23 protein-coding genes are annotated in these 21,981 nt (G+C 67.2%); 12 read left to right on the top strand and 11 right to left on the bottom strand.

Annotation, left to right across the window (positions count from 1 at the left end; genetic code table 11):
* Nucleotides 1–558: 558 nt before the first annotated feature.
* Nucleotides 559–780 carry a hypothetical protein gene (locus tag ACFU4Z_RS14485; RefSeq protein WP_379062886.1) on the top strand — a complete coding sequence of 74 codons (222 nt, stop codon included), beginning with the start codon at nucleotides 559–561 and terminating at the stop codon, nucleotides 778–780.
* A gap of 31 nt (nucleotides 781–811) precedes the next feature.
* A complete protein-coding gene (locus ACFU4Z_RS14480; protein WP_379062884.1) occupies nucleotides 812–1,660 on the top strand; it encodes an HAD family hydrolase in 849 nt (282 codons plus the stop codon).
* A 242-nt stretch (nucleotides 1,661–1,902) separates the two neighbouring features.
* Here the strand turns inward: ACFU4Z_RS14480 and ACFU4Z_RS14475 are convergent, their stop codons facing one another.
* Complete coding sequence (locus ACFU4Z_RS14475) at nucleotides 1,903–2,307, bottom strand: VOC family protein (RefSeq protein WP_379062882.1); 405 nt, start codon at nucleotides 2,305–2,307, stop codon at nucleotides 1,903–1,905.
* A gap of 96 nt (nucleotides 2,308–2,403) precedes the next feature.
* Here ACFU4Z_RS14475 and ACFU4Z_RS14470 point away from each other — a divergent pair, with 96 nt between their 5' ends.
* Complete coding sequence (locus ACFU4Z_RS14470) at nucleotides 2,404–3,345, top strand: helix-turn-helix transcriptional regulator (RefSeq protein WP_379062880.1); 942 nt, start codon at nucleotides 2,404–2,406, stop codon at nucleotides 3,343–3,345.
* Between the two features lie 296 nt (nucleotides 3,346–3,641).
* Entirely contained in the window at nucleotides 3,642–4,064 is a 423-nt protein-coding gene (locus tag ACFU4Z_RS14465; RefSeq protein ID WP_379062878.1) for a hypothetical protein, read from the top strand.
* A 110-nt stretch (nucleotides 4,065–4,174) separates the two neighbouring features.
* Here the strand turns inward: ACFU4Z_RS14465 and ACFU4Z_RS14460 are convergent, their stop codons facing one another.
* Together ACFU4Z_RS14460 and ACFU4Z_RS14455 are read right to left on the bottom strand one after the other, a co-directional pair.
* Nucleotides 4,175–4,873, bottom strand: a complete 699-nt coding sequence (locus ACFU4Z_RS14460) for an SGNH/GDSL hydrolase family protein (protein WP_379062876.1) — start codon at nucleotides 4,871–4,873, stop codon at nucleotides 4,175–4,177.
* Between the two features lie 74 nt (nucleotides 4,874–4,947).
* On the bottom strand, nucleotides 4,948–6,357 hold the full coding sequence (locus ACFU4Z_RS14455; RefSeq protein ID WP_379062874.1) for an MFS transporter: 1,410 nt from the start codon (nucleotides 6,355–6,357) through the stop codon (nucleotides 4,948–4,950).
* A 108-nt stretch (nucleotides 6,358–6,465) separates the two neighbouring features.
* Here ACFU4Z_RS14455 and ACFU4Z_RS14450 point away from each other — a divergent pair, with 108 nt between their 5' ends.
* On the top strand, nucleotides 6,466–7,101 hold the full coding sequence (locus ACFU4Z_RS14450; protein WP_379062872.1) for a TetR/AcrR family transcriptional regulator: 636 nt from the start codon (nucleotides 6,466–6,468) through the stop codon (nucleotides 7,099–7,101).
* Between the two features lie 118 nt (nucleotides 7,102–7,219).
* Here the strand turns inward: ACFU4Z_RS14450 and ACFU4Z_RS14445 are convergent, their stop codons facing one another.
* From ACFU4Z_RS14445 to ACFU4Z_RS14415, 7 genes are all read right to left on the bottom strand, one after another.
* The gene (locus ACFU4Z_RS14445) at nucleotides 7,220–8,275 is read right to left on the bottom strand and encodes a hypothetical protein (protein ID WP_379062870.1); all 1,056 of its coding nucleotides are present in this window, start codon (nucleotides 8,273–8,275) and stop codon (nucleotides 7,220–7,222) included.
* A 236-nt stretch (nucleotides 8,276–8,511) separates the two neighbouring features.
* Entirely contained in the window at nucleotides 8,512–9,291 is a 780-nt protein-coding gene (locus ACFU4Z_RS14440; RefSeq protein WP_379063462.1) for a sirohydrochlorin chelatase, read from the bottom strand.
* A gap of 364 nt (nucleotides 9,292–9,655) precedes the next feature.
* On the bottom strand, nucleotides 9,656–10,951 hold the full coding sequence (locus ACFU4Z_RS14435) for a sulfate adenylyltransferase subunit 1 (protein ID WP_379062868.1): 1,296 nt from the start codon (nucleotides 10,949–10,951) through the stop codon (nucleotides 9,656–9,658).
* 1 nt (nucleotide 10,952) lies between these two features.
* Nucleotides 10,953–11,933 (bottom strand): sulfate adenylyltransferase subunit CysD, encoded by a 981-nt coding sequence (cysD, locus tag ACFU4Z_RS14430; protein WP_379062866.1) that lies wholly within the window; start codon nucleotides 11,931–11,933, stop codon nucleotides 10,953–10,955.
* On the bottom strand, nucleotides 11,912–12,658 hold the full coding sequence (locus ACFU4Z_RS14425; protein WP_379062864.1) for a phosphoadenylyl-sulfate reductase: 747 nt from the start codon (nucleotides 12,656–12,658) through the stop codon (nucleotides 11,912–11,914). The genes cysD and ACFU4Z_RS14425 overlap by 22 nt, the downstream gene beginning before the upstream one ends.
* A 63-nt stretch (nucleotides 12,659–12,721) precedes the next feature.
* On the bottom strand, nucleotides 12,722–14,533 hold the full coding sequence (locus ACFU4Z_RS14420) for a nitrite/sulfite reductase (RefSeq protein WP_379062862.1): 1,812 nt from the start codon (nucleotides 14,531–14,533) through the stop codon (nucleotides 12,722–12,724).
* A gap of 134 nt (nucleotides 14,534–14,667) precedes the next feature.
* A complete protein-coding gene (locus ACFU4Z_RS14415) occupies nucleotides 14,668–14,760 on the bottom strand; it encodes an Ms4527A family Cys-rich leader peptide (RefSeq protein ID WP_366528244.1) in 93 nt (30 codons plus the stop codon).
* Nucleotides 14,761–14,971: 211 nt separating this feature from the next.
* On the opposite strand from ACFU4Z_RS14415, the gene ACFU4Z_RS14410 reads away from it, so the two are divergent.
* From ACFU4Z_RS14410 to ACFU4Z_RS14385, 6 genes are all read left to right on the top strand, one after another.
* The gene (locus ACFU4Z_RS14410) at nucleotides 14,972–15,379 is read left to right on the top strand and encodes an SgcJ/EcaC family oxidoreductase (RefSeq protein ID WP_379062859.1); all 408 of its coding nucleotides are present in this window, start codon (nucleotides 14,972–14,974) and stop codon (nucleotides 15,377–15,379) included.
* 169 nt (nucleotides 15,380–15,548) lie between these two features.
* Complete coding sequence (hemW, locus tag ACFU4Z_RS14405; RefSeq protein ID WP_379063460.1) at nucleotides 15,549–16,709, top strand: radical SAM family heme chaperone HemW; 1,161 nt, start codon at nucleotides 15,549–15,551, stop codon at nucleotides 16,707–16,709.
* Nucleotides 16,710–16,985: 276 nt separating this feature from the next.
* Complete coding sequence (locus tag ACFU4Z_RS14400; RefSeq protein WP_379062857.1) at nucleotides 16,986–17,264, top strand: type VII secretion target; 279 nt, start codon at nucleotides 16,986–16,988, stop codon at nucleotides 17,262–17,264.
* A gap of 116 nt (nucleotides 17,265–17,380) precedes the next feature.
* On the top strand, nucleotides 17,381–17,698 hold the full coding sequence (locus tag ACFU4Z_RS14395) for a hypothetical protein (RefSeq protein ID WP_379062855.1): 318 nt from the start codon (nucleotides 17,381–17,383) through the stop codon (nucleotides 17,696–17,698).
* A gap of 344 nt (nucleotides 17,699–18,042) precedes the next feature.
* The gene (locus ACFU4Z_RS14390) at nucleotides 18,043–18,264 is read left to right on the top strand and encodes a hypothetical protein (protein WP_379062853.1); all 222 of its coding nucleotides are present in this window, start codon (nucleotides 18,043–18,045) and stop codon (nucleotides 18,262–18,264) included.
* Between the two features lie 536 nt (nucleotides 18,265–18,800).
* Complete coding sequence (locus ACFU4Z_RS14385; protein WP_379062851.1) at nucleotides 18,801–19,601, top strand: alpha/beta fold hydrolase; 801 nt, start codon at nucleotides 18,801–18,803, stop codon at nucleotides 19,599–19,601.
* Between the two features lie 58 nt (nucleotides 19,602–19,659).
* On the opposite strand, the gene ACFU4Z_RS14380 is transcribed toward ACFU4Z_RS14385, so the two are convergent.
* The gene (locus ACFU4Z_RS14380; RefSeq protein ID WP_379062849.1) at nucleotides 19,660–20,358 is read right to left on the bottom strand and encodes a hypothetical protein; all 699 of its coding nucleotides are present in this window, start codon (nucleotides 20,356–20,358) and stop codon (nucleotides 19,660–19,662) included.
* 572 nt (nucleotides 20,359–20,930) lie between these two features.
* Between ACFU4Z_RS14380 and hrcA the strand changes: the two genes are divergently transcribed.
* Entirely contained in the window at nucleotides 20,931–21,962 is a 1,032-nt protein-coding gene (gene hrcA / locus ACFU4Z_RS14375) for a heat-inducible transcriptional repressor HrcA (protein WP_328410654.1), read from the top strand.
* The last annotated feature ends 19 nt before the right edge of the window (nucleotides 21,963–21,981 follow it).

The raw sequence follows: 21,981 nt of genomic DNA, 5'->3' as shown, positions 1-21,981 counted from the left end.
CCCCGTCCAACCCGGCTCCCACCCCGTCCAACCCGTACCCCGGCACTCCAGCGACTCCCGGCACGGGAACTTCGTCCGGTGGTGAGACCGGTAGCCCGACGTCCGGTGGTCAGACCGGTACCCCCGCATCCGGCGGTGAGACCGACACTCCAGCCTCCGGGGGCACCTCCGGTTCCACATCAGGTGAAACGACACCCGGTGGTGCGACTTCCGGCGGCGGGGCCTCCGACACCGCCTCGGGTGGCGCATCGTCCGGCGGCGACAGCTCGGGAGGTGCTTCGTCCGGTGGCGCGTCCTCCGGTGGTGCGGACAGTTCGTCGTCAGGTGTATCCGGTGGGACATCTTCGGGTGGTACGAGCTCTGGTGGAGTGTCGTCCGGTGGTGCCCCGTCTGGCGGAACATCTTCTGGCGGAGCCACGTCGGGTGGTGCGTCCTCGAGTGGTGCGTCGACCGGAGGCGCTTCCACCGGCGGTTCCGCTTCGGGTGGAGCCTTTTCGCCAGGTGCGTCCTCAGGTGGCGCGTCTTCCGGTGGGATCTCTCCTGGAGGAGCTTTGTCAGGTGGCGCGAGTTCAGGTGGAGCTTCATCGGGTGGTGCGTTCTCGGGCCACTCCGGTGGCTCGGGCGGCGCAGGTGGTTTCGGTGGTGGAGGTGGTTTTGGTGGTGGAGGTGGTTTCGGAGGCGGAGGTGGTTTCGGTGGTGGTGTGCGCGGCCGCTGACTCGAGTCGGGTGGCCTATCCGCTTGTGAGTGAGTGGCTGACGGTGGTCGCGTCGGCTCGGTAGGTCCGAATGAGTCAGTGCGCGTGGAAGTCCGGTGACAATTGATCGGATGACGCTCGGCGGCGCGCCGATGCACAATGGGTTGGTGGTTGTAGTCGGGGGACCCCAGCTCATTGCGCTGGATGTGGACGGGACGCTGCTGCAGACGGGATCGCCGGTCACCGAGCGGGTGGCCGATGCGGTGCGGGCAGCGGTCGCGGCGGGTGCGCATCTGGTGGTGACGACCGGGCGGACGTTGCTGACAACGCGTCCAGTGCTGGAGCAGATCGGCCTGGTAGAAGGGCATGCGCTGTGTTCCAACGGCGCGGTCCACATAGATGTGGCGAGGGGCGAGCCGGTAACCGTCCAGGCGTTCGATCCCGCGCCCGCCGTCACCGCTTTGCGTGCGCTGTTCCCGGACATGATCTTCGCGGTGGAGGAGGTCGGCATCGGCACCTGGGCGACCGGCATGAGCCCTGGTGAGTTCTCCATCGGTGAATACCTGCTCGTCGACGATGGCGAATTGAGCAGGGAACCGACGCCGCGACTGAACGGCTGGTGGCCCGACGGCACGCTGGCCGAGATGCTGAGATTGCTGAGTTCGCTACGGGTGCCCGGCGCGAGCTGGGTGCACGGCGAATTCGGTCCGTGGCTCACGGTTTCCCGCCGGGGTGTCTCGAAAGGCTGGGCCCTGGAACGCCTGCGCACCACACTCGGCATCCCCCGCGAGGCCACCCTCGCCATCGGCGACGGCTACAACGACCGCGAAATGCTGCGCTGGGCGGGACATTCCGTGGCGATGGCCAACGCGCCCGACGAGATTCGCGCGCTCGCCGACGACATCGCCGACGACGTCATGGACGACGGTGTCGCAAAGGTTCTCGAACGCTGGTTCCGCGCCTGACCTACCGGCCGCCTCGCCACCGAAGCGCGGGACCTCGTCGTCCAAGCCGAAACCGTCTGGATCGGCCGATTCGCTCCGGTCACTCGCGCCGGACGCTGTCTGTCGGATGGTTCGCAACTCCGTATCGCATGACCCGTCTCGAAGATTCCGCCACGGAACTGATCTCGGCGCCGCCCGGCCCGATACGAGACGGGTGGACACTGCCGACCGAAGTGCAGGCAGTGTCCACGCGCAGGGGCCTGCTACGCGGGGCCGGTCTCGGCCAGCACCTCCATGTAGTGCGGGTTGCTCATCACGCCGAGCACGTTGCCGAACGGGTCGACCACGGAGGCGACGGCGAAGCCCTGGGTGAGTGCCCGCACCGGCTGGTACTCCTTCGCACCCAGCTCCATCAGCCGGTCCAGTGCGGCCCGCAGGTCGTCGACGGCCCAGTACAAGACCTGACCACCCGGCTCGGTGGGTGCGCCCTCCGGGGCGAACTGCCGGTTGAGGATGCCGAGTTCGTGCTGGTAGTCACCGATGCGGAACTCGTAGTACGCGCCGGGCACGTGGAAGTAGGGCGCGACGCCGAGCAGTTCGGTGTACCAGTCCTTCGCGCCCTCGAAGTCCTCGGCCCAGTACGTCACGGTCGCCATTCCACGCAGCATTTCGGTCTCCTTCGTCGGTGTTCGTCTACTTGTGAAAACCATGATCCAACCCAAAGTGCTCACGGAATGAGCACTTTTGCGGGCAGAATGAGAAACATGCGAGCGGACAGATTGGTGGCGACCCTGCTGTTGATGCAGGCGCGTGGACGGGTGACCGCGGCGGAGATCGCCGAGGAACTCGAGGTCTCGGTCGCCACCGCGCGCCGCGACCTCGAGGCGCTGTCGGCGGCGGGGGTTCCGGTATACCCGCAGATGGGGCGCGGCGGCGGTTGGTCCTTGATCGGCGGCGCGCGCACCGATCTCAGCGGGCTGAACGAATCGGAGGCGCGCGCACTGTTCCTGCTGGCAGGCCCGTCGGCGAACGCGGTACCCGAACTGAAGTCCGCGCTACGGAAACTGGTCCGCGCCCTGCCACAGACCTTCCGCAACGATGCGCAGGCCGCGGCCGACGCCGTGGTCATCGATCCCGCGCGCTGGGGCGCCCACGATCCGGCGCGCCCGGAAATGGTCACCCGGTTGCAGCGGGCCGTCGTCGAACGCCGCAAGGTACGCCTGGACTACGACCGCAAGGGTGAGAAAACGCAGCGACTGGTTGATCCGTGGGGTCTGGTCGACAAAGACGGCACCTGGTACCTCATCGCAGGCACCGATCGCGGTAAGCGCACCTTCCGCGTCGACCGCATCCTCGATGCGCTCGTCACCGACGAAACAGCCCAGCGCCCCTCCGATTTCGATCTGTTCGAGGCATGGGGCGAGGTGGTCGGCGAGATGGAGCAGCGCAGGGCGGCCACCTCCGCGACCGCCTTGATCGCGGAGCACCTGCTGCCCGTCCTGCGCAATCAGCAGGGCAGGCACTGTGTGGTGGACGGACCGGTCGAGGACGGTCGCATCCAAGTCCGTGTCACCGCGCCGACACCGCGCATGATCGCCCAGCAGTTGGCGGGCTGGGGGGCCGAAATAGAAGTGCTCGGTCCGCGGTCGGTGCGCGACCAGCTTGCGGTACTCGGCACCGAACTCGTCGACAGATATCGGGCCTGAATCGGCGATTCGCAAATTGAGCCCTGCACATCGAATCATCAAGTCTTCGTCTTCGAGTCATTGGCAATGAAATTGATGTGGCCCAGGGATTCTCGACCGGCGCGGTCGTGCCACTTGATTCGACGGGTGTTGCTGCGCTCGAGGGCGAGTGTTCCCAATGGTGAAAAGGGTTGCGGCAGAACAGTTTGAAATCTGAACGGTCGTCCGTTACGTTGAGCTGTTCGGATCATCCTGAGCCGAACAGTAATTCGGAGACGTTCGATTCGATATCGGGGTCGGGGAGAAATGAGAAAGACATGGTCCGTCGGACCTTTGTGAACAAGCTGGTTGCCGCCGCGATGCCGTTGGCGGTTGCCGTCGCCGTCGCCGGTGTGGCTTCGGCCGATCCTGGGCAGCTCGCTCCGGCGCCCGCACCGGTTGTGCAGCTGGTCGCCGAGCCGGTCGTTGCGCCGGTGGCCGCCGGGATCCCGCTGGAGGAGATCGCGACCAATCCGGAAGCGGCAAACCACGATCCGCTGGCCAACGGTGCGGCAGGCGGTGCTCTCGCGGGCGCCGCAGGCTCCGGCGTCCTCGCGGGTGTCGTGTGCCTGCCCGCCTTGATCGTCGGCGCGATCCCGTGTGCGATCAGCGGTGCGCTGAACGGTGCGCTGTGGGGCACCGTGATCGGTCTGCTGGTCGGTGCGCTCGCTCCGGAGATGGTGCCGCAGGTGCTGCCCTGATTCTGGGGTCGAATCCGCGAACACCGGGCCGTGCCTGGACAGAAATGTCTTGGCGCGGCCCGGTGTCGTCGCGGGGCGCATTCTTCGAATAAGGATGGCCGTGCGGGTAATTAGTGTGTGTGCTCTTCGGCGCGCGTGGACAAGCGACTGTGGAGTGCGCGCACCATCTCGCCTGCCACCACGGCATGTCCGCTCATCGTGAAGTGGATGAGGTCGGCGCTCATAACATCGGAGCGCAACCGCAGTGGGTGATTCCAGAATTCCACCAGGATCGCGTCGTAGCGCGCGGCCAATTCGCGCACAACATCATTGAGCGCTGCCATCCGATCCCGCATCGGACGCATCGGCAGCATGCGTTCCACCTCCCACACATCGGCCAGCGTGAATGTGCACACCTGCGCGCCGCTGCGGGCCAGCGCGCCGAAGAGCGCATCGAGATTCGTGCGCAACTCGTCGACACTGCCGCCGGGCAGGAACAAATCGTTGCCGCCGCAACTGAGGTGCACCAGGTCGGGCTCGAAGTCGAGAACCGGCTGCAGCTGTTCGGCAAGCACCTGCGCGGTGGTGGCGCCGATCCGGCCGGTATTCAGATACGCCAGACCGGGATTCACCGATGAAAGCGTTCCCGCGACACGGTCGGCCCAGGCCGTGCTCTCATAGCCGGGGCTCGGATCGCCGATGCCCTGGGCGATGGAGTCACCGAGCACCGCGTAACGCTGCCACGGTGCGCCCGCCAGTAGGCGACGCGCTTCGTCGGCGGGCAGCAGCATCGGGTCGTCGGCTTCGGTGTGAACAGTGTTGTCGGTCACGGTGACTCCCAATTCTCGAGCTGAGTGTTCGGCGATGTCGTCGGGCCGAATGCTGTGGTGCGGCATGCTTGTTCCTACTGTGTGGCGGGTGCGGGCGTGCGACTCGGGATTGCGATGAGCAGCGCGGCCGCAACGCCGATGGCCGCCGAGACGGCGAACACGGTGTGGAATCCGCCGAGCGGATCGCCCGGATGCGCCGCGAACACTGCGGCCAGCACCGCGATGCCCAGCGCGCCGCCGACCTGACGCGCGGTCAGGTTCATCCCGATACCCGCGGCAAACTGCTGCGGCGGAAGAGAACTCGCCGCAGCAGTGCCCAGCACCGTGACGACGATCCCGACGCCGCCACCGCCGAGCAGTCCGGCGGGGATCCACGCCGACCACAGCGCAGGCGTCGAACCGAACGCGTCGGTGCTCATCCACGCTGTGGTTGCGGTGTACATCAGCGCGCCGAGGACGCCGACCCAGCGCCGCGTGACAGGGGAGGTGATCCGACCGGCAATGGTGGCGGTCACCATCGAGGACACCGCGCCGACGGTCAACGCGCCGGCCGATTCCAGCACCGAGTACTGCCACATCGCGTCCAGGAAAAGCGGTCCCGCCAAAAGCCAGGCGAACATGCTCCCGCCGAACACGAAGGTCGAAGCTGTAGCCAGCGCGTACGGCCTGCTGCGCCACAACCCGACGGTGATGGCGGGATTGTGGTGGCGGGTCGAGCGCAACAGTGCGGCGAGGATCAGCAGGGCTCCGCCGATCAGCGCGATCAGCGTGACCGGCGCGTTCCAGCCCCACTCTTGTCCCTCGGTGACTCCGACGACAAGGCCGCCGAGTCCGAGCGCAATGGCGATCGTGCCGAGTGGGTCGGGCATAGCGCTGCCCGGCTGCCGGGTGTCGGGCACCGGAATGCGCAGACCGGGCACGATGAGCGCGATCGCGATCGGGATGTTGATCATGAATACCGAGCGCCAGCCGAACGTCTCGACCAACGCACCGCCGATCGCGGGACCGACGACCGCGGCGAATCCGCCTGCGGCAGACCATGCTCCGATCGCCGCGCCGATCTTCTCGCGGGGAGTGACGCTGAGTACGAGCCCGAGCGCGGACGGCACCATGAGTGCCGCTGTCGCGCCCTGCAATAGGCGACCGGCGATCAACCACGGCGCGCTCGGTGCGAGGCCGCACAGTAGTGAGGTCAGCGCGAAGCCGGCCATGGCGATCACGAACAGCTTGCGCCTGCCTAGGGTGTCCGCGAACCGGCCCGCCGGGGTGAGCAGCGCGGCGAACGCGACGGCATAGCCGCTGACGATCCAGGTCAACGTGGTGGCCGGGGTGCTGGGGAAGTCACGAGCGATCGATGGGAAGGCGATGTTGACGACGGAAAGGTCGAGGAAGGCGATGAACGCCGCGCCGGAGGCGATCAGGAGGGTGCGTGCTGCGGTGTTCGTGGTCGGCGGATTGTCGATCCGCGCGGTCACTTCGGTCATGGAGGAGATCCTTTAGCGAGGAGGACGAACAAAGCGTACGATCGTTCGTGCAATTAACGTACGACCGTACGTTCGTATTTGCAACCCCTAGGTGGAACAATGACCGTCATGGCTGAGTCGACAACCCCACCCGAGCTGCAGCCCGGCACCGACCAACGCCTGGCCAAAGGCGCTCGGGCCAGGGCGTCTATCGCCAGGCATGCCGCGGAAGTGGCCTCCGTCGAAGGGTTGACCGGGGTCAGCATCGGCAGGCTCGCCGCCGATCTCGGCCTGAGCAAGAGCGGCATCGCGACCTTGTTCGGCACCAAGGAGGCGCTACAGGTAGCCGCGGTGAAGTCGGCCCGCGAAGCATTCATCGAGCGGGTCATCGCGCCGAGCATGTCCCAGCCGCGAGGCTACGGCCGCCTCCGGGTCCTGATCCAGCTGTGGTTCGAGCACATCACCGACCCGACCTTTCCCGGCGGATGTTTCCGCGTCGCCACCATCGCCGAATTCGACAGCAAGCCCGGCCCGGTCCGTGACGCCATCGCCGAGGACCGCAGGGACTGGCTCGCGTTCCTGGCCAAGGAGATTCGCTTGGCCCAGGAGCAAGGTCATCTCGGCGAGCGCAACGCGGACGTCATCGCCTTCGAAATCGAGGCCGTGCTCAGTGCCGCCAACACCGCCCAGCAGATGGGCGAGGACTGGGGTGTCGCCACCGCTCGCGCCATAGTCGACAACCTCATGGGTGAGCCCGCGCCCTGATCGGCCGACTTCGACCGGCGAAAACCGAAGCGGGCGCCCGATGATGGGCGCCCGCTCGCGGGTATCTCGGTAAAGGTGAGCCGTGTGGATCTCGCGTCGAGCTCACGCTCGCAGTGGTTCAGTGTCCATGGGTCGCGGTGGTGGTCAGGGTGAAGGCGGCGGTGCGGACGGTGTCGCCGTGCTTGAAATCGAGGAAGAGGCGGTAGGTGCCGGGGCCGGGAACCACTGTGTGGAAGGTGATTTCGGGGCCGGGCGCGGTGACTCCGTCGCCGGGTTCGCCATTCGGGTGGACGTGGACGTAGGCGAGATCGCCCGCGCGCAGCACCACCAGGTGTCCGAATGCCGCGAGGTAGGGCTGCAGGTCGGTGACCGGCACGCCGTCCTTGTGGACGGTGAGCGTGATCAGCCGGCCCGCACCGGGAACCAGCTCTCCATCCAGTGCGACCTCGTATCCGTCCACCACGTAGGTGCGAGCCGGCTCCGGTGTGGGCTGCGGCGCGTAGTCACCCGCGACCGCGAGATCCGCTCCCAGTGTGATCGTCCGCCCGAGTGCGCGCGGCGCGATATCGGTGAACACCCGATATGCCCCCGCCGCAGGCAGATTCAGCCGCACCGACCAGGTGCCGTCCGCCGCACGCTCGGGATGCACATGCCAGAACCCGGTCAGCTCCCGCTGCGCAACGATCAGATGCAGCTCTTTGTCATGGATTGATGCGTACTCGGTGACCGCCAGCCCGTCGGGCCCGGCAATCCGGAACCGGAAGTCGATCTCACCCGCCCGCACAATCGTGTGCGCCAACTCCAGCGTGTACCCATCCTGAGTGATCTGCAGCCCACCGGGTCCCGCCGCCGCATGAGCGCTGTGGTCCCCGTGGCCTGCGTGGTCGCCATGACCTGCGTGGTCGCCATGACCTGCGTGGTCGCCGTCGGCTGCGTGGTCCGCGTGAATTTCGTTCTGGGTGATCTGCTGCCCGCTGATCCCCGCCGCGCCGTGCGCTGCATGAGCGCTGTGAGCGTCGTGATCCGCGAGAGTGTCGTGACCCGCGTGGATGTCATGACCCGCGTGGATGTCATGACCCGCGTGAGCGCCGGAGGTCGCGTGCGTCGAATGGTCGGCAGTGGCCTCGTGGTCGATGGGGGTGTTGTGCTGCGCGGTGTTCGCCTGAGTGCTCATTGCTCGGCCTCTCTGATCTTGTCCTTCGTTCCGACAGAACCGAAAGTATACCCCCTAGGGGTATCAAGCAAGGCTGGCTCATGTGAGGTGGCTCACGCGGGGTCTGCCTCGTCGGCCGCGCAGGTCGCACTATCGATCAGTGGTCGGCGCAACGGAGTACATCACTGGTGCGCGGAGTCCCTACTTGCCTGCGAGAGCAAGTGCCTGCCGTTGAGGTCGGCGTCGGCGAGCCTGATTCAGGCCGAGAGGGTCAGTGTGGACGCGAAGGCGGCGTCGTAGCGGTTCCACACGATGTCGGCGAGGGCGGGGTGCGCACCGATGACGTCGGCGTGGACGAGTTCCGGTGCGCTGTCCGCCAGTCGGTCGGTGAGCAGGCCTGGGGCCAGGAACCAGGGAACTACCAGGACATGGTCCGCCCCGCGTGACCGCAGACGCGAAACCGCCTCGGTGACACCGGGTTCGGTCGTGGCGAAGCAGATCTCGGTGCGCCACCCCGTCACAGCGGCCAGCCGCTGCGCAACCAGCGCCGTACGTCCATTGGCGGCCCCCGACGACGACCCCACCGCCGCCACCGCAATTCCGACCCGCTCGAGTGGCTCCGTGCGGGTGCCCAGTGGCAGACGATCGTGGGCGTCTCTCGCGATACGTCGCAGCCACGTGCCACTCACCGAGTGACCATCGGGGAGGTGCGCGGCGCTGGCGGGATGGGACGCGAGGGCCTCCAGTGCTCGGTCGCGGAGGGCGGCGACGAGGCGGGGGTCGGGGCCGAGGACGTCGGCCTGGGTGAGGCGCAGGCGTGGGTGGCGGCTGCGGGCGCTGTCCAGTAGGCCGGGTAGGTCGATTCGGGCGTGGAAGGCGTTGCCGAGCAACAGAGGTGCGACCACGGCGTGGGTGTGGCCGTCTGCCGCGACGGCATCGACGACCTGCTCGACCGAAGGTGTGCTCAGATCGAGAAACGCCAGCCGTACGTCGACATCCGGGCGCGCGGCGGCGATCAGCGCGACGACATCGGACATGGTCGCGGCCGAGCGCGGGTCGCGGCTGCCGTGGGCAACGGCGATCAGTGCCGGTCGCGGCGCCGCCGTCCACGCGGCCGTCGGGAACGCTGCCGCGGGTGCGGGAGGTTTCGCGGACCGGGTTGAGGTGGAGAGGTCGACGTCGGGCGGCGGCCGGTGGGTCTCGGCGGTCCACACTGGTGTCGACACGGCAAGGGTGGAATCGGCCGAGGACGTTGCGGCGGCCCGCGGTGGCGTTGGCCCGATCGGTTCGCAAGCGCCGAGGGCTGTGGCGGCGTCCGTCGATACGGGGAGACCGAACACGTGAGGTGTGGCAGCGGTCCGCGCCTGCGCGGGGTCGAAAAGAGCTGGCGCGGACCGCATATCAGACCCCGGTACCGACCTCGACCGCCGACAGTACGTCGCCGACCAGGCCTGCGGCCAGGGTGTTGCCGCCTGCGGGGTCGATGAGCAGGAAGCTGCCGGTGTGCCGGTTCACGCGGTAGTCATCGGCCGCGACGGGCTCGGCGACGCGCAGGGAGATGCGGCCGATGTCGTTGAGTTCCAGCGACTCCGGGTTCGGGTCCGCGATCAGGCGCTGCTCGTCGAACCGCTCCAGCAGGCCGCCGACGATGGCCTGGGTGGTGCGGGTGCCGTGCTTGAGCAGCAGCCGGGCGCCGGGGCGCAGCGGCCGGTCGCCCAACCAGCACACGGTCGCATCGAAGGCGTCGATGGGTTCGGGGGCATCGGCGACCGAGGCGATGATGTCGCCGCGGGAGATGTCCACATTGTCGGCGAGGATCAGCGTGACGCTGCGCCCGGTCTGTGCCACCGCGAGCTCGCCATCGGGAGTGTCGATCCGCTCGACCGTGGAACGGATACCCGAAGGCAGCACCACGATTTCGTCGCCGGGAGCGACGGAACCCGCCGCGATCTGACCGGCGTAGCCGCGGTAGTCGGGGTATTCGGCGGTGCGCGGCCGGATCACGTACTGCACGGGGAAACGCAGCCCGAGCGCGTGCGTACCCGAGCTGTCGGCGTCCACCGGCACCGACTCCAGATGCTCGATCAGCGAAGGTCCGTCGTAGTACGGGGTGTTGGCCGAGCGGGTGGCGATATTGTCGCCGTTCAGCGCGGACACCGGGATCTCCTGCACGTCCTCGCTGGCCCACCCGAGCGTGCTGGTGAGTTGATTGAACTCGGCGGAGATCTCGGCGAACACGGTCGCGGCGTCATCGACCAGGTCGATCTTATTCACCGCCAGCACCAGCTTGGGCACGCCGAGCAGTGCGAGCACCGCGGCGTGGCGCCGGGTCTGCTCGATGACGCCCTTGCGGGCATCCACGAGCAGGATCACCAGCTGTGCGGTGGACGCGCCCGACACGGTATTGCGGGTGTACTGCACATGCCCTGGGGTGTCCGCGAGCACGAAAGACCGCTGCGGCGTAGCGAAGTAGCGGTAGGCGACATCGATCGTGATGCCCTGCTCGCGTTCGGCCCGCAGCCCGTCTACGAGCAGCGAAAGATCCGGGGTGGCCAGACCCTTGTCCACCGACGCGCGGGTGACGGCGTCGATCTGATCGGCGAGCACGGACTTCGTGTCGTAGAGCAGGCGTCCGACCAGAGTGGACTTGCCGTCGTCGACAGAACCGGCGGTGGCCAGCCTCAATAGGTCGGACATATCAGAAATAACCCTCTCGCTTGCGGTCTTCCATCGCGGCTTCCGACACTCGGTCGTCACCGCGCGTAGCACCGCGTTCGGTCAATCGGGAGGCGGCCACCTCGGCGAGGATCGCTTCGTTGTCAGCCGCCTCGGAAAGAATCGCGCCGGTGCTGGAGCCGTCACCGACGGTGCGGTAGCGCACCGAGCGGGTCTCCAGCGCCTCGCCCTCGCGCGGGCCGCCCCACACGCCGGGCGTCATCCACATGCCGTCGCGCTGGTACACCGGGCGCTCGTGGGTGTAGTAGATGCTCGCCAGGTCGATGTCCTCGCGCGCGATGTAGCGCCAGATGTCGAGCTCGGTCCAGTTGCTCAGCGGGAACACCCGCACGTGCTCGCCGGGTGCGTGCCGCCCGTTGTACAGGTTCCACAGCTCGGGACGCTGCCGCTTGGGATCCCACTGTCCGAAGGCGTTGCGCAGCGAGAAGATGCGCTCCTTGGCGCGGGAGCGCTCCTCGTCGCGGCGGCCGCCGCCGAATACCGCGTCGAAGCGGTGCTCGGCGATGCCGTCCAGCAGTGGGACGGTCTGCAACGGGTTGCGGATGCCGTCGGGGCGCTCGGTCAGCCGTCCGTCGGCGAGATAGTCCTCGACCTTCGCGACATGCAACCGCAGACCGTACTTCTCGACGATCTTGTCGCGGAACTCCAGCACCTCCGGCAGGTTGTGCCCGGTGTCCACGTGCAGCAGCGCGAACGGCAGCGGTGCGGGCCAGAAGGCCTTCAGCGCCAGATGCAGCAGCACCGTCGAATCCTTGCCGCCGGAGAACAGGATCACCGGCCGCTCGAATTCGCCTGCCACCTCACGGAAGATATGGATCGACTCGGATTCGAGCGCCGCGAGAGTGTCGAATTCGGTGATGCCAAGGGCGCGTTCGGCGGTATTCGATGATTCGTTCACAAATTCACCCACGATGGTTTCGGTCATGACTGATGCAACCCGCATTCGGTCTTGGCGAGGCCGGCCCAGCGGCCGCTTCGCGGATCGGAACCCGGCTCCGGCTTCCGTGTGCACGGAGCGCAGCCGATGGACGGATATCCCTCTTCCACCAGGGGATTGACGAGGATGCCGTGTTGTTCGATGTAGGCCTGCATCTCGTCGTCGGACCAGGCGGCGAGCGGATTGATCTTCACCAGGCCGAACGCCTCGTCGAACGAGATGAGCGGCGCGTTGGCCCGAGTCGGTGCTTCCACCCGGCGGATGCCGGTGACCCAGGCGTTGTAGCCGCCGAGCGACTTCTTCAGCGGCACCACCTTGCGCAGCCGGCAGCACTCCGCCGGATCGCGCGCGAACAGATCCTTGCCGAGCAGTTGATCCTGTTCGGTCACCGATTGCTCGGGCCGCACATTGATCACGTTCACGCCGTACACGGCCTCGACCGCGTCCCGGGTGCCGATGGTTTCGGCGAAGTGGTATCCGGTGTCGAGGAACAACACCTCGACTCCCGAACGGACCTGCGCGGCAAGGTGAACCAGCACGCCGTCCTGCATGTTCGAGGCGACGATGTAGCCGGCGCGATCGCCCTGCGCTCCGTTCGACCCGGTGCCGAAGTTGTCCTCGGTCCACCGCAGCAGTTCCGCGGCCGAAGCGCCGTCGAGCTCCGCGGCGCCGCGCTCGGCGATCGCCCGCAGCTCGCCCTCGGACAGTTTGCCCGCCAACTGTGTTGTCATGTCAGATCTCCCGTACCGAGCCGTCGCACAGCTCTGCTCGATCGCTGCTGTTCGCCGCGCTCATCACTTCAGGTCGGCCTCGTCGGCGCGAACCGCCCACTGCGCGAACCGTTCGCCGTCCTCGCGGTGCTTGATGAAGTTGCGCACTACCCGCTCGATGTAGTCACCGAGTTCGTCGCTGGTCACCTTGTGCTGGCGCAGCTTGCGGCCGAAAGCGCTGTCGAATCCGAGGCTGCCGCCCAGGTGAACCTGGAAGCCCTCGACGTGATTCCCGCTGCCGTCATCGACGAGCTGACCCTTGAACCCGATGTCGGCGATCTGCGAGCGCGCGCACGAGTTCGGGCAGCCGTTGATGTTGATGGTCACCGGAACATCCAGCTGCGCATTGAGATCCGCGAGCCGCTCCTCGAGCTCGGGAACGAGCACCTGGGACCGCTTGCGGGTCTCGGCGAAGGAGAGCTTGCAGAACTCGATGCCGGAGCAGGCCATCAGGTTGCGCCGCCACAGCGACGGGCGGGCCTGCAGGCCGAGAGGCGCCAGCTCATCGATGAGTTCGTCGACCTTGTCGTCGGCGACGTCGAGCACGATCAGCTTCTGGTACGGCGTGAACCGGATGCGATCCGAACCGACCTTCGCCGCCGCGTCGGCGACCTTGGTCAGGATCGTGCCCGACACCCGGCCCGCGATGGGGGAGAAGCCAACGGCGTTGAGCCCGTTGCGCAGCTTCTGCACGCCGACGTGGTCGATCGGCTTGGTCGGCTGCTCCGGCGCGGGACCGTCGATCAGCTTGCGCTTCAGGTACTCGTCCTCGAGCACCTGGCGGAACTTCTCGATGCCCCAGTCCTTGATGAGGAACTTCAGCCTGGCCTTGGTGCGCAGCCTGCGGTAGCCGTAGTCGCGGTACAACGAGACAACGGCCTCCCACACGTCCGGCACCTCGTCGAGCGGCACCCACGCGCCGACCCGCTGCGCCAGCATCGGGTTGGTCGAGAGGCCGCCGCCGACCCAGAGGTCGAGACCCGGTCCGTGCTCGGGGTGGTGCACACCGATGAAGGCGATGTCGTTGATCTCGTGCACCACGTCCTGCTGGCCCGAGATCGCGGACTTGAACTTGCGCGGCAGGTTGGAGTACTCCGGCTTGCCGATGTAGCGGCGCACGATCTCGTCGATCGCGGGCGTCGGGTCGATGATCTCGTTCAGCGATTCACCGGCCAGCGGGGAACCGAGCACCACACGCGGGCAGTCGCCGCACGCCTCGGTGGTCTTCAGCCCGACCGCCTCGATCCGCTTCCAGATCTCGGGGACGTTCTCCACCTCGATCCAGTGGTACTGGACGTTCTCGCGGTCGGACAAGTCGGCGGTGTCGCGGCCGAACTCGGTGGAGATCTGGCCGAGGGTGCGCAGCTGCTCGACATTGAGTGCGCCCGCATCGCAGCGGATGCGCATCATGAAGTACTTGGCCTCGAGAATGTCGATGTTCTCGTCGCCGGTCCAGCTGCCGTCGTAGCCTTGCTCGCGCTGGGTGTAGAGACCCCACCAGCGGAACCGCCCGCGCAGGTCGCCCTTATCGATGCTGTCGAAGCCCTGCTTCGAGTAGATGTTCTCGATCCTGGCTCGGACGTTGAGCGGATTGTCGTCTTTCTTGGACTGCTCGTTCGGGTTCAGCGGCTCGCGGTAGCCGAGCGCCCACTGGCCCTCCGCCTTGCGGCGAACGGGCTTACCGGTGCGGGCGCGCGGGGCCGCACCGGCCTCGGCGCGTGGCCGGTCCGGCCGAACGCGTCGCTCGGAGGCCGGGCGGTCCGGACGGGTGTGATGCCCGGGCCGGGACTCCGGCGAAGGCTGATCGGTCGGACCGGCGTCGGTGCTCGACGTCATGGGGTCGCTCCTGCGGGGTGGGTGAACATCCGTGCTGAAGGCGCGAGGGGCTGACTCACGCCTGTGGTGTCAGCGGGCCGATGTCATCGAAATCGGAAGATCGCCGGGGAGACCCGGGAATGCGCGCCGCTGAACTACCGGGGACAACCGGGCAGACAGCAGGCGCTACAGACGCGCTTGAAGTCGACGTGGCGACGTGCCACAAGTCGTACTCCGGATCCGCGCATGCGCCTATTGTGCCATGTCAGAGTGGACGTTCCGACCGTGCGGACATATTTCCCGCAGATTCGAGGGAAATTCCCTGGACCGATGGCGGCAACTGTGATGGCTGTCATAGTTCGCGACGCGATTGCGGGCGGTGATGTGCCATGGGGGTCCGCTGTGAGCTACCGCACGGTCATTGACCTGAAGTTAACTCGAGGTAGCAGGCTCGGTGTCATGAGTACAGCAGCCGTCGGCGCAGACACCGACATCGCAGCGATCCGCCAGGTGGTCGCCACCATCCAGCATTCCCAGCAGAACGAACTCGTCGACGAATTCGTCGGCCTGTTCCGCGCAGACGCCCTCTGGACCACCGGCGGCGGCAAACGCCTGTTCGGCCGCGCCGCCATCGACGAATTCACGGCCGAGGTGTTGCCCGGCGCGATGCGTGCGGGCACCGCGACCTACGAGGTCGAACACGTGCTGTTCATCCGCCCTGACGTCGCCGCTGTCAAAGTGGTCCAGCGCTACTTCGACGAGGACGGCAGGCAGGCGGGCCAGGGCAGCCCCATGTATGTCATGTCCAAGGAAGACGGCCGCTGGCTGCTCACCGCCAACCAGAACACCGTGGTCGCCGATTCCTGACACCGTCAACGCCGGGTGCGCGGGCGCACTTGTCTCGAGACCCGACCTCATCCCGGCACCCCCAGGCGGGCCGGTCGGGCTGCCCGGAGGCGGCGGCCGAGGAAGCGGCGTTCACACTGGTGGGGTGAGTTCTGCTGCTACCGCGACCGATGCCGAGACCGCTGACCTCGTGCTGCGTGATTTCGGGGGCGGGGCGTTCGGGATCTATGTGCACGTGCCGTTCTGTGCGACGCGGTGCGGGTACTGCGACTTCAACACCTACACGGCGGGCGAGCTCGGTACCTCGGCCTCGCCGCAGTCCTGGCTGGAGGCGCTGCGCGGTGAACTGGCCACAGCGGCCGAGCGGTTTGCCGCGCTGCCGACGGCGACTCCCGAGGTGGCCAGCGTCTTCGTCGGCGGCGGGACGCCCTCGCTGCTCGGCGGCGACGGGCTCGCCGCGGTCCTCGACGCGGTGCGGGCGAACTTCACCCTCGAGTCCGATGCCGAGGTGACCACCGAGTCGAATCCGGAGTCGACCTCGCCCGAATTCTTCGAGCGGATCCGCGCGGCCGGGTTCACCAGGGTGTCGCTCGGCATGCAGTCGGCGGCACAGCATGTGCTGAAAGTGCTGGACCGCACGCACACTCCCGGCCGGGCTGTCGCCGCTGCCAGGGAAGCGCGCGCGGCCGGGTTCGACCACGTGAACCTCGACCTGATCTACGGCACCCCCGGCGAGCGCGACGGCGACCTCGACGCCAGCCTCGACGCGGTGCTCAGCGCGGGCGTCGACCACGTCTCGGCGTATTCGCTCATTGTCGAGGACGGCACCGCCCTCGCGCGGCGTGTCCGCCGCGGCGAACTGCCCGCGCCCGACGACGACGTGCTCGCCGCCCGGTACGAACGCATCGATGCGCGACTGAGTGCGGCCGGACTCACCTGGTATGAGGTATCCAATTGGGCCGCAGGCGATTCCGCGCGCTGCAGACACAACCTCGGCTACTGGGACGGCGGTGACTGGCTCGGCGCGGGTCCCGGCGCGCACAGCCACGTCGGCGGCGTCCGATGGTGGAACGTGAAGCACCCGGCGCGGTATGCCGATCGCGTCGCACTCGGCGGCCTGCCCGCCGCGGGCTGGGAGGAACTGACCGAGCAGGAGCGCCACACCGAACGCGTGATGCTGGCGGTCCGGCTGCGCAGCGGACTGCCATTGGCCGAGCTGAGCGGGGCGGAAACCGCGGCGGCCGAACGTGTTGTCGCCGACCGCCTCGCCGTCCGTTCGGGCGACCATCTGGTCCTCACCGATCGCGGTCGCCTGCTCGCCGACGGCGTGGTGCGGACGCTGCTGGACTGAGCACGCCGCCGCTGTTCGCATGCGCCGCGTCGTTTCCGGCATCGGAATCCATTGTCTCCGTGGGCATCGGGCTGTGGCCATCGTGGGTGTTGGACAGCGGTCACGGCGCGTCCTAGGGTGACCGCAGTCGAGGGCGGGGCACATCGATGGAACCGAACGGCGTCGAGTTACGTCGAATCCCATGACTGAAGGTTGAGAAATTAGGAGGCAGGCAATGTTCGGTGCCGATTCCGGCCAGATATCGACCAACCGGTGCACGTCCGGGGTGGTGTGGCGATGACATCCCCGGCGACCGCGATATCGATCGATCCGGACGAGGTACGCAGCCACGCCGAGAAGGTCAAGACGTTGCTGGAGAGCATGACCTCGGCGCTCGAAGCCGCGAGCTATATCGGCGCCGCCGATGACGGCTTCGGCTCGATACCGCGCCCGTTCGTCAAGATGGTGATCGACGACAACCAGCAGGGCGCGGTCGAGGCCATCCGCAAGCTGGCGGGTGAGGTCGCCGAGTTGCCGGACAAGCTCGCCACCGTCGCCAGCACGGTCGAGGACTAAAGACCGGGCTGGAAAAGGACATAGCGACGTGGACCGGTGCCAGTGGTGACGCCTACCGCGCCAAGGCCACCGAGCTGATCGACCACATCAGTGCGGCGGGTGGGGTTGCCGCGAGCATGGGCGAGACCATGAACCAGACGGCCGCCATCGTCAAAGCGGTCCGAACTCTGGTCGGTGACATCGTCGCCAGCCTGGTCGGCGCGTTGATCGCCTACACCATCGAACTCGCCTGCACCCTCGGCGGCGCGACACCGGCCGTCATCGCTCAGGTGATGGGCCGCTTCGCCAGGGACGGATTCAAGATCGCGACCCTGCTCACCAAGATGGGTACGGCGTTCACGGACCTGGCGGGCTTCGCCAAGGTGATCGGTGACGCCATCGTGAAGCTCCTGACGCCCAGTGAGAATGCGCAGCAGCAGCCGGCGCCGGCTTAGTGACGATACCGCCCCGGATGTGTCTGCGAGCCGGGGCGATTCGGTGTTGTGAGGGTCGGCGACTTCCGGCATCGGATAGTCGTGCGGTGATCGACCGTCCGTTCTGCGACGGCATCCGGCGCGGTGGCGGCCGATCACCGCCGCATGGCTGTTGTGGCGTGTGCGCCGCGTCATCGGGGATGATGTGGGGCCATCAGCTCGTCGCGCCTTTCAGGCCGTGCCGCCATCAACCGGACCGAGCACCCGGCGCTGCCCACGTGTTGCCGGTCGCGGGCGTGTCGCGACGGTTGCACTATCACGGTTCGGTCAACCCGCGTAGGCTCCGAGGTAACCCAAGGAGTCTTATGCCCCCGGCACGACACATCACTCTTATTCACGAACAAAGCGACTTCGCTGAAGCGCGGGCCGCGGAAAAGGCAGAAACCGCGCGACAGAGCGCGATCGCGGCCAGGACAGTCGCCAGCCATTCCGAGAACGCCGACGACTGTGTGTCCCTCCTTGCGATGCTCGGTCTGGATGCTCTCGCCGGCAAGCTCGCCAGGGTCAGCACCAGCCCTGAGCTGTAGTTCCACCCTCGCCGCGAACGGGACACGGCCGAGGCCGGGTGTCCCGTTCCGCGCGCAGCGGTCGGTAGACGGCGTTTTCCAGCGCTGCTCGCCGGCACCCACGTGGTGACATGTCGTAGGCAGTTCGGAAGCGTCGAGCGAAATGCGATGGATCGCGCACACTCCATCGGCGCGCGATCATCGCGATCGATCGGTGCCTGTTGTCAACCCAAGCGAGTTCGGCGCGCACCCGACCGGGCTGCTGGCTGATGATCCACTCTTGAAATTTCTGGCCGAGAACGCTGCCCACGCGGCCCGAATCCCGTCTCCGGCCCGTGCACCACAGACTGGTGGAGTATCCCCGGGTGCCGGTCGCACTCGGTGACGACGACCAATTACCCCGACCGCGGCGGGCGTCGCGAAATCGGCGCGGCTACCACTCAACGGCCGGCCGCAGACCTATCCTGATGCGCCGCACGGATTGTGTGGAGACTTCGAGAAGACCTTCTTCAATGCCGACCTGCTCGACTTCATCAAGAACGGATAGGTAGGGACTGATGGCCATTTCCCGTAGCGTGCGCGCCTGCCTGGTCGCGCTGACTCTCGCTCTGACGCCCGTCGTCGCGGCCGCGCCAGCGACCGCCGAGCACCAGCCGACGATCGTGCTGGTGCACGGCGCGTTCGCGGACGCGACGAGCTGGGACGGTGTCGCGGCTCTGCTGCGCGCCGACGGCTACCGGGTGGTGACGCCGGAAAACCCGCTGCGCGGCCCCGCCAATGATGCCGCCGCCGTGCAGCGGACGCTGGATACCATCTCGGGACCTGTTGTGCTCGTGGGGCATTCGTACGGCGGGTTCGTCATCACCAACGTGCACGACCCGAAGGTCGAATCGCTGGTCTACATCGCGGCCTTCGCTCCGGTGCAGTCGGAGATCGCCCAAGCCGAGCTGGACCCGATCCGCTTCCCCGGCAGCCGATTGCTGCCGCCGGTGCTGCAGGTCGCGGTCGTCGACGACCCCAAGGGCGTCGCGGGCAAGAACATCGACGGATACGTCGCGCCCGGCAGCTTCCACGAGGTCTTCGCTCAAGACGTCAGTGACGCGACCGCTGCCGACATGCTCGCCCACCAGCGTTCGATCGCCGTTGTCGCGAATCTCGAACCGTCGGGTGCCCCGTCCTGGGCGTCGACGCCGAGCTGGTTTCTGGTCTCCGGCGGCGATCGCATCATTCCGCCTGCGTCCCAACGCTTCATGGCCAGCCGTATGGGTGCGCAGACCAGCGAAATCGACGCTTCCCACGCGTCCTTGGTCTCTCGCCCCGCCGAGGTGGCGGCCTTTATCGAAACCGCCGCGCACTGATTCGGCGGACGAGTGGCACACCTCCGCGGGCGTGCTCGCAGCGGTGTGCCACTCGGCGTCAATTCGTGAGGATGGCGACGACGGCGAGCAGGATGGGCACCGCGACGATGGCCCACACGATGAGGAACCACGTCCTACCCGGCGATTTCGGTTGCTGGGGCGCGAGTGCGCCGTTCAGGATCGGCACAATGGGCCCGCGGTAGTGGGTGCTGGTGCGGTGACCTTCGGTTACCGGGATCATCGCGTCTGCGAAACCGAAATCGCTCCCCATCGGGGCGACGCCCAACAGTGTGGCCCTTCGTGATTTACGTAAGTACACCCGCACGTGATACAGGCCGGGCCGGACGGGGATATGCGTAGTGCCCCACCGTGTTTCGGGCACTACCTGCCCGTTCACCAGAATCGTCGGCCCCGTGAGCGCGAGCAGGTACGCGTACGGGAAGGTCCATGGGAAGTACGAGGTTTCCACCACGATCCCCGTCGGCCCGGGCTCCGGCTGATATTGCGGGATCGGCGACTGTGGGGTCGCGCCGTGCGGAATGACGAAGTCGGCGGGCAGGGGAGTGCTCTGATACGTCGGCGTCGCGCCGGCTCGATACTGGCCGGCCGGGGGGTGTTGTTGCCGCACTGTGAGCTGGTTGTGCGGGTATTGCTGCTGCTCCTGGTGCTGATGATGTGGCTGCATGTACGGCTGGTGTGGCTGCGGACCTGGCCTGCTGGTTTGCCAATTCTGTTGCTCACCAAGGGGATTACTCATAGCTGGACCTCTGTCTCGAATTCGGCTGTGTCAGTAGCGATCGTGCTGCCGTTGCCCGCGATGCCGGCCATGGGCCGCGCGTGGTTCTTCGTCGAGTTCCGGGGACTGGAGACGGCGATGCCGACGTCGAGGCGCGGATCAAGCCCTGCTGGTGCGAGCCCCGGCTCGGGATGGCTTCGATGAGCCGCACAGTGGTCCCGGTCATAGCGCCGCCGGTTGCCATCACAGCGCCCGCGCTGCCTGCACGGGATCACTGCAACGCTCGTAAGTCGGCGGTCGGTGTGCGGTCGACGTTCGACCACGTGCATGGCGCGAGTCAGGATCCCCCTGCTGATCATCGTGCATCCGAACGATGTCGGGCACGGTATCAGCCGTATGGCTTCCGTCGAAAGACGATTCGTCGGCCGTGCAACGCTGGGAGCCGGTGTATCGGCCGAGCGCGGCCGGTATCCCCAGGTCCGTGAACGAGCGATCGGCGGCCTGGCAATTAGACTGGGTAAATAGCGAACCGGAATTCCGGCTCTGCCACCAGTGCGGGGCGTACCCGTGGACGAAGCGAGGAGGTGGGGTCGATGTCGAGCACCGAGGATCGGCGCTTCGAGGTCCTGCGCGCGATCGTCGCGGATTATGTCGCGACCAAGGAGCCGATCGGGTCGAAGACCCTGGTGGAACGGCACAACCTGGGTGTGTCGAGCGCCACCGTCCGCAACGATATGGCGGTGCTGGAGGCTGAGGGCTACATCACGCAGCCGCACACCAGCTCGGGCCGCATTCCCACCGACAAGGGCTACCGGCAGTTCGTCGACCGGATCTCCGAGGTGAAGCCGCTGTCCGGAGCCGAGCGCAGGGCGATCATGGACTTCCTGGAATCGGGAGTCGACCTCGACGACGTGCTGCGCCGTGGTGTGCGCCTGCTGGCCCAGCTGACCAGGCAGGTCGCGGTGGTGCAGTATCCGACGGTGTCCGCCTCCACGGTGCGCCACATCGAGGTCGTCGCGTTGAACCCGGCTCGGCTGTTGCTGGTCGTGATCACCGACACCGGTCGCGTCGACCAGCGCTTGGTGGAACTCGGCGCGCTCATCGGCGACGACGACTTGGCCGCATTGCGCGGCATGCTCGGCGGGGCGATGGACGGCAAACGGCTGGCCGTGGCCTCGGCGGCGGTCGCCGAACTGCCCGAGCGGGCTCCACAGCGATTGCGCGATGTGCTGGTGCGCGTGTCGACCGTGCTGGTCGAGACGCTGGTGGAACATCCCGAGGAGCGTCTGGTTCTCGGCGGCACCGCCAACCTGACCCGCAATGCCGCCGACTTCGGCTTCCCCGGCTCGTTGCGCGCGGTGCTGGAGGCGCTCGAAGAGCAGGTGATCGTGCTCAAGCTGCTGGCCGCCGCGCAGCACCCCGGTACCGTGACGGTGCGCATCGGCGAGGAGACCCAGGTCGAGCAGATGCGTGGGACCTCGGTAGTGTCGACCGGCTACGGTGCGGCGGGCGCGGTTCTCGGCGGCATGGGTGTGCTCGGTCCGACGCGTATGGACTACCCAGGAACGATCGCCTCGGTCGCGGCCGTTGCCCGGTATATCGGTGAGGTGCTCGCCGAGCGCTGAAGAGGAGCGGCGTCCGCCG

Origin of the sequence: Nocardia sp. NPDC057440 (assembly GCF_042802915.1) — a bacterium.
Taxonomy (GTDB): domain Bacteria; phylum Actinomycetota; class Actinomycetes; order Mycobacteriales; family Mycobacteriaceae; genus Nocardia.
The sequence above is the reverse complement of the archived record's forward strand: the minus strand, read 5'-3'. Positions and strand labels throughout refer to the sequence as shown.

Coding starts and splice junctions, on each gene's coding strand:
- ACFU4Z_RS14475 (WP_379062882.1), bottom strand. CDS start 2,307: ATGCTGCGTGGAATGGCGACCGTGACGTACTGGGCCGAGGACTTCGAG.
- ACFU4Z_RS14470 (WP_379062880.1), top strand. CDS start 2,404: ATGCGAGCGGACAGATTGGTGGCGACCCTGCTGTTGATGCAGGCGCGT.
- ACFU4Z_RS14465 (WP_379062878.1), top strand. CDS start 3,642: ATGGTCCGTCGGACCTTTGTGAACAAGCTGGTTGCCGCCGCGATGCCG.
- ACFU4Z_RS14455 (WP_379062874.1), bottom strand. CDS start 6,357: ATGACCGAAGTGACCGCGCGGATCGACAATCCGCCGACCACGAACACC.
- ACFU4Z_RS14450 (WP_379062872.1), top strand. CDS start 6,466: ATGGCTGAGTCGACAACCCCACCCGAGCTGCAGCCCGGCACCGACCAA.
- ACFU4Z_RS14445 (WP_379062870.1), bottom strand. CDS start 8,275: ATGAGCACTCAGGCGAACACCGCGCAGCACAACACCCCCATCGACCAC.
- ACFU4Z_RS14440 (WP_379063462.1), bottom strand. CDS start 9,291: ATGTCCGATGTCGTCGCGCTGATCGCCGCCGCGCGCCCGGATGTCGAC.
- ACFU4Z_RS14435 (WP_379062868.1), bottom strand. CDS start 10,951: ATGTCCGACCTATTGAGGCTGGCCACCGCCGGTTCTGTCGACGACGGC.
- cysD (WP_379062866.1), bottom strand. CDS start 11,933: ATGCGGGTTGCATCAGTCATGACCGAAACCATCGTGGGTGAATTTGTG.
- ACFU4Z_RS14425 (WP_379062864.1), bottom strand. CDS start 12,658: ATGACAACACAGTTGGCGGGCAAACTGTCCGAGGGCGAGCTGCGGGCG.
- ACFU4Z_RS14420 (WP_379062862.1), bottom strand. CDS start 14,533: ATGACGTCGAGCACCGACGCCGGTCCGACCGATCAGCCTTCGCCGGAG.
- ACFU4Z_RS14415 (WP_366528244.1), bottom strand. CDS start 14,760: ATGCGCGGATCCGGAGTACGACTTGTGGCACGTCGCCACGTCGACTTC.
- ACFU4Z_RS14410 (WP_379062859.1), top strand. CDS start 14,972: ATGAGTACAGCAGCCGTCGGCGCAGACACCGACATCGCAGCGATCCGC.
- ACFU4Z_RS14400 (WP_379062857.1), top strand. CDS start 16,986: ATGACATCCCCGGCGACCGCGATATCGATCGATCCGGACGAGGTACGC.
- ACFU4Z_RS14395 (WP_379062855.1), top strand. CDS start 17,381: ATGGGCGAGACCATGAACCAGACGGCCGCCATCGTCAAAGCGGTCCGA.
- ACFU4Z_RS14390 (WP_379062853.1), top strand. CDS start 18,043: ATGCCCCCGGCACGACACATCACTCTTATTCACGAACAAAGCGACTTC.
- ACFU4Z_RS14385 (WP_379062851.1), top strand. CDS start 18,801: ATGGCCATTTCCCGTAGCGTGCGCGCCTGCCTGGTCGCGCTGACTCTC.
- ACFU4Z_RS14380 (WP_379062849.1), bottom strand. CDS start 20,358: ATGAGTAATCCCCTTGGTGAGCAACAGAATTGGCAAACCAGCAGGCCA.
- hrcA (WP_328410654.1), top strand. CDS start 20,931: ATGTCGAGCACCGAGGATCGGCGCTTCGAGGTCCTGCGCGCGATCGTC.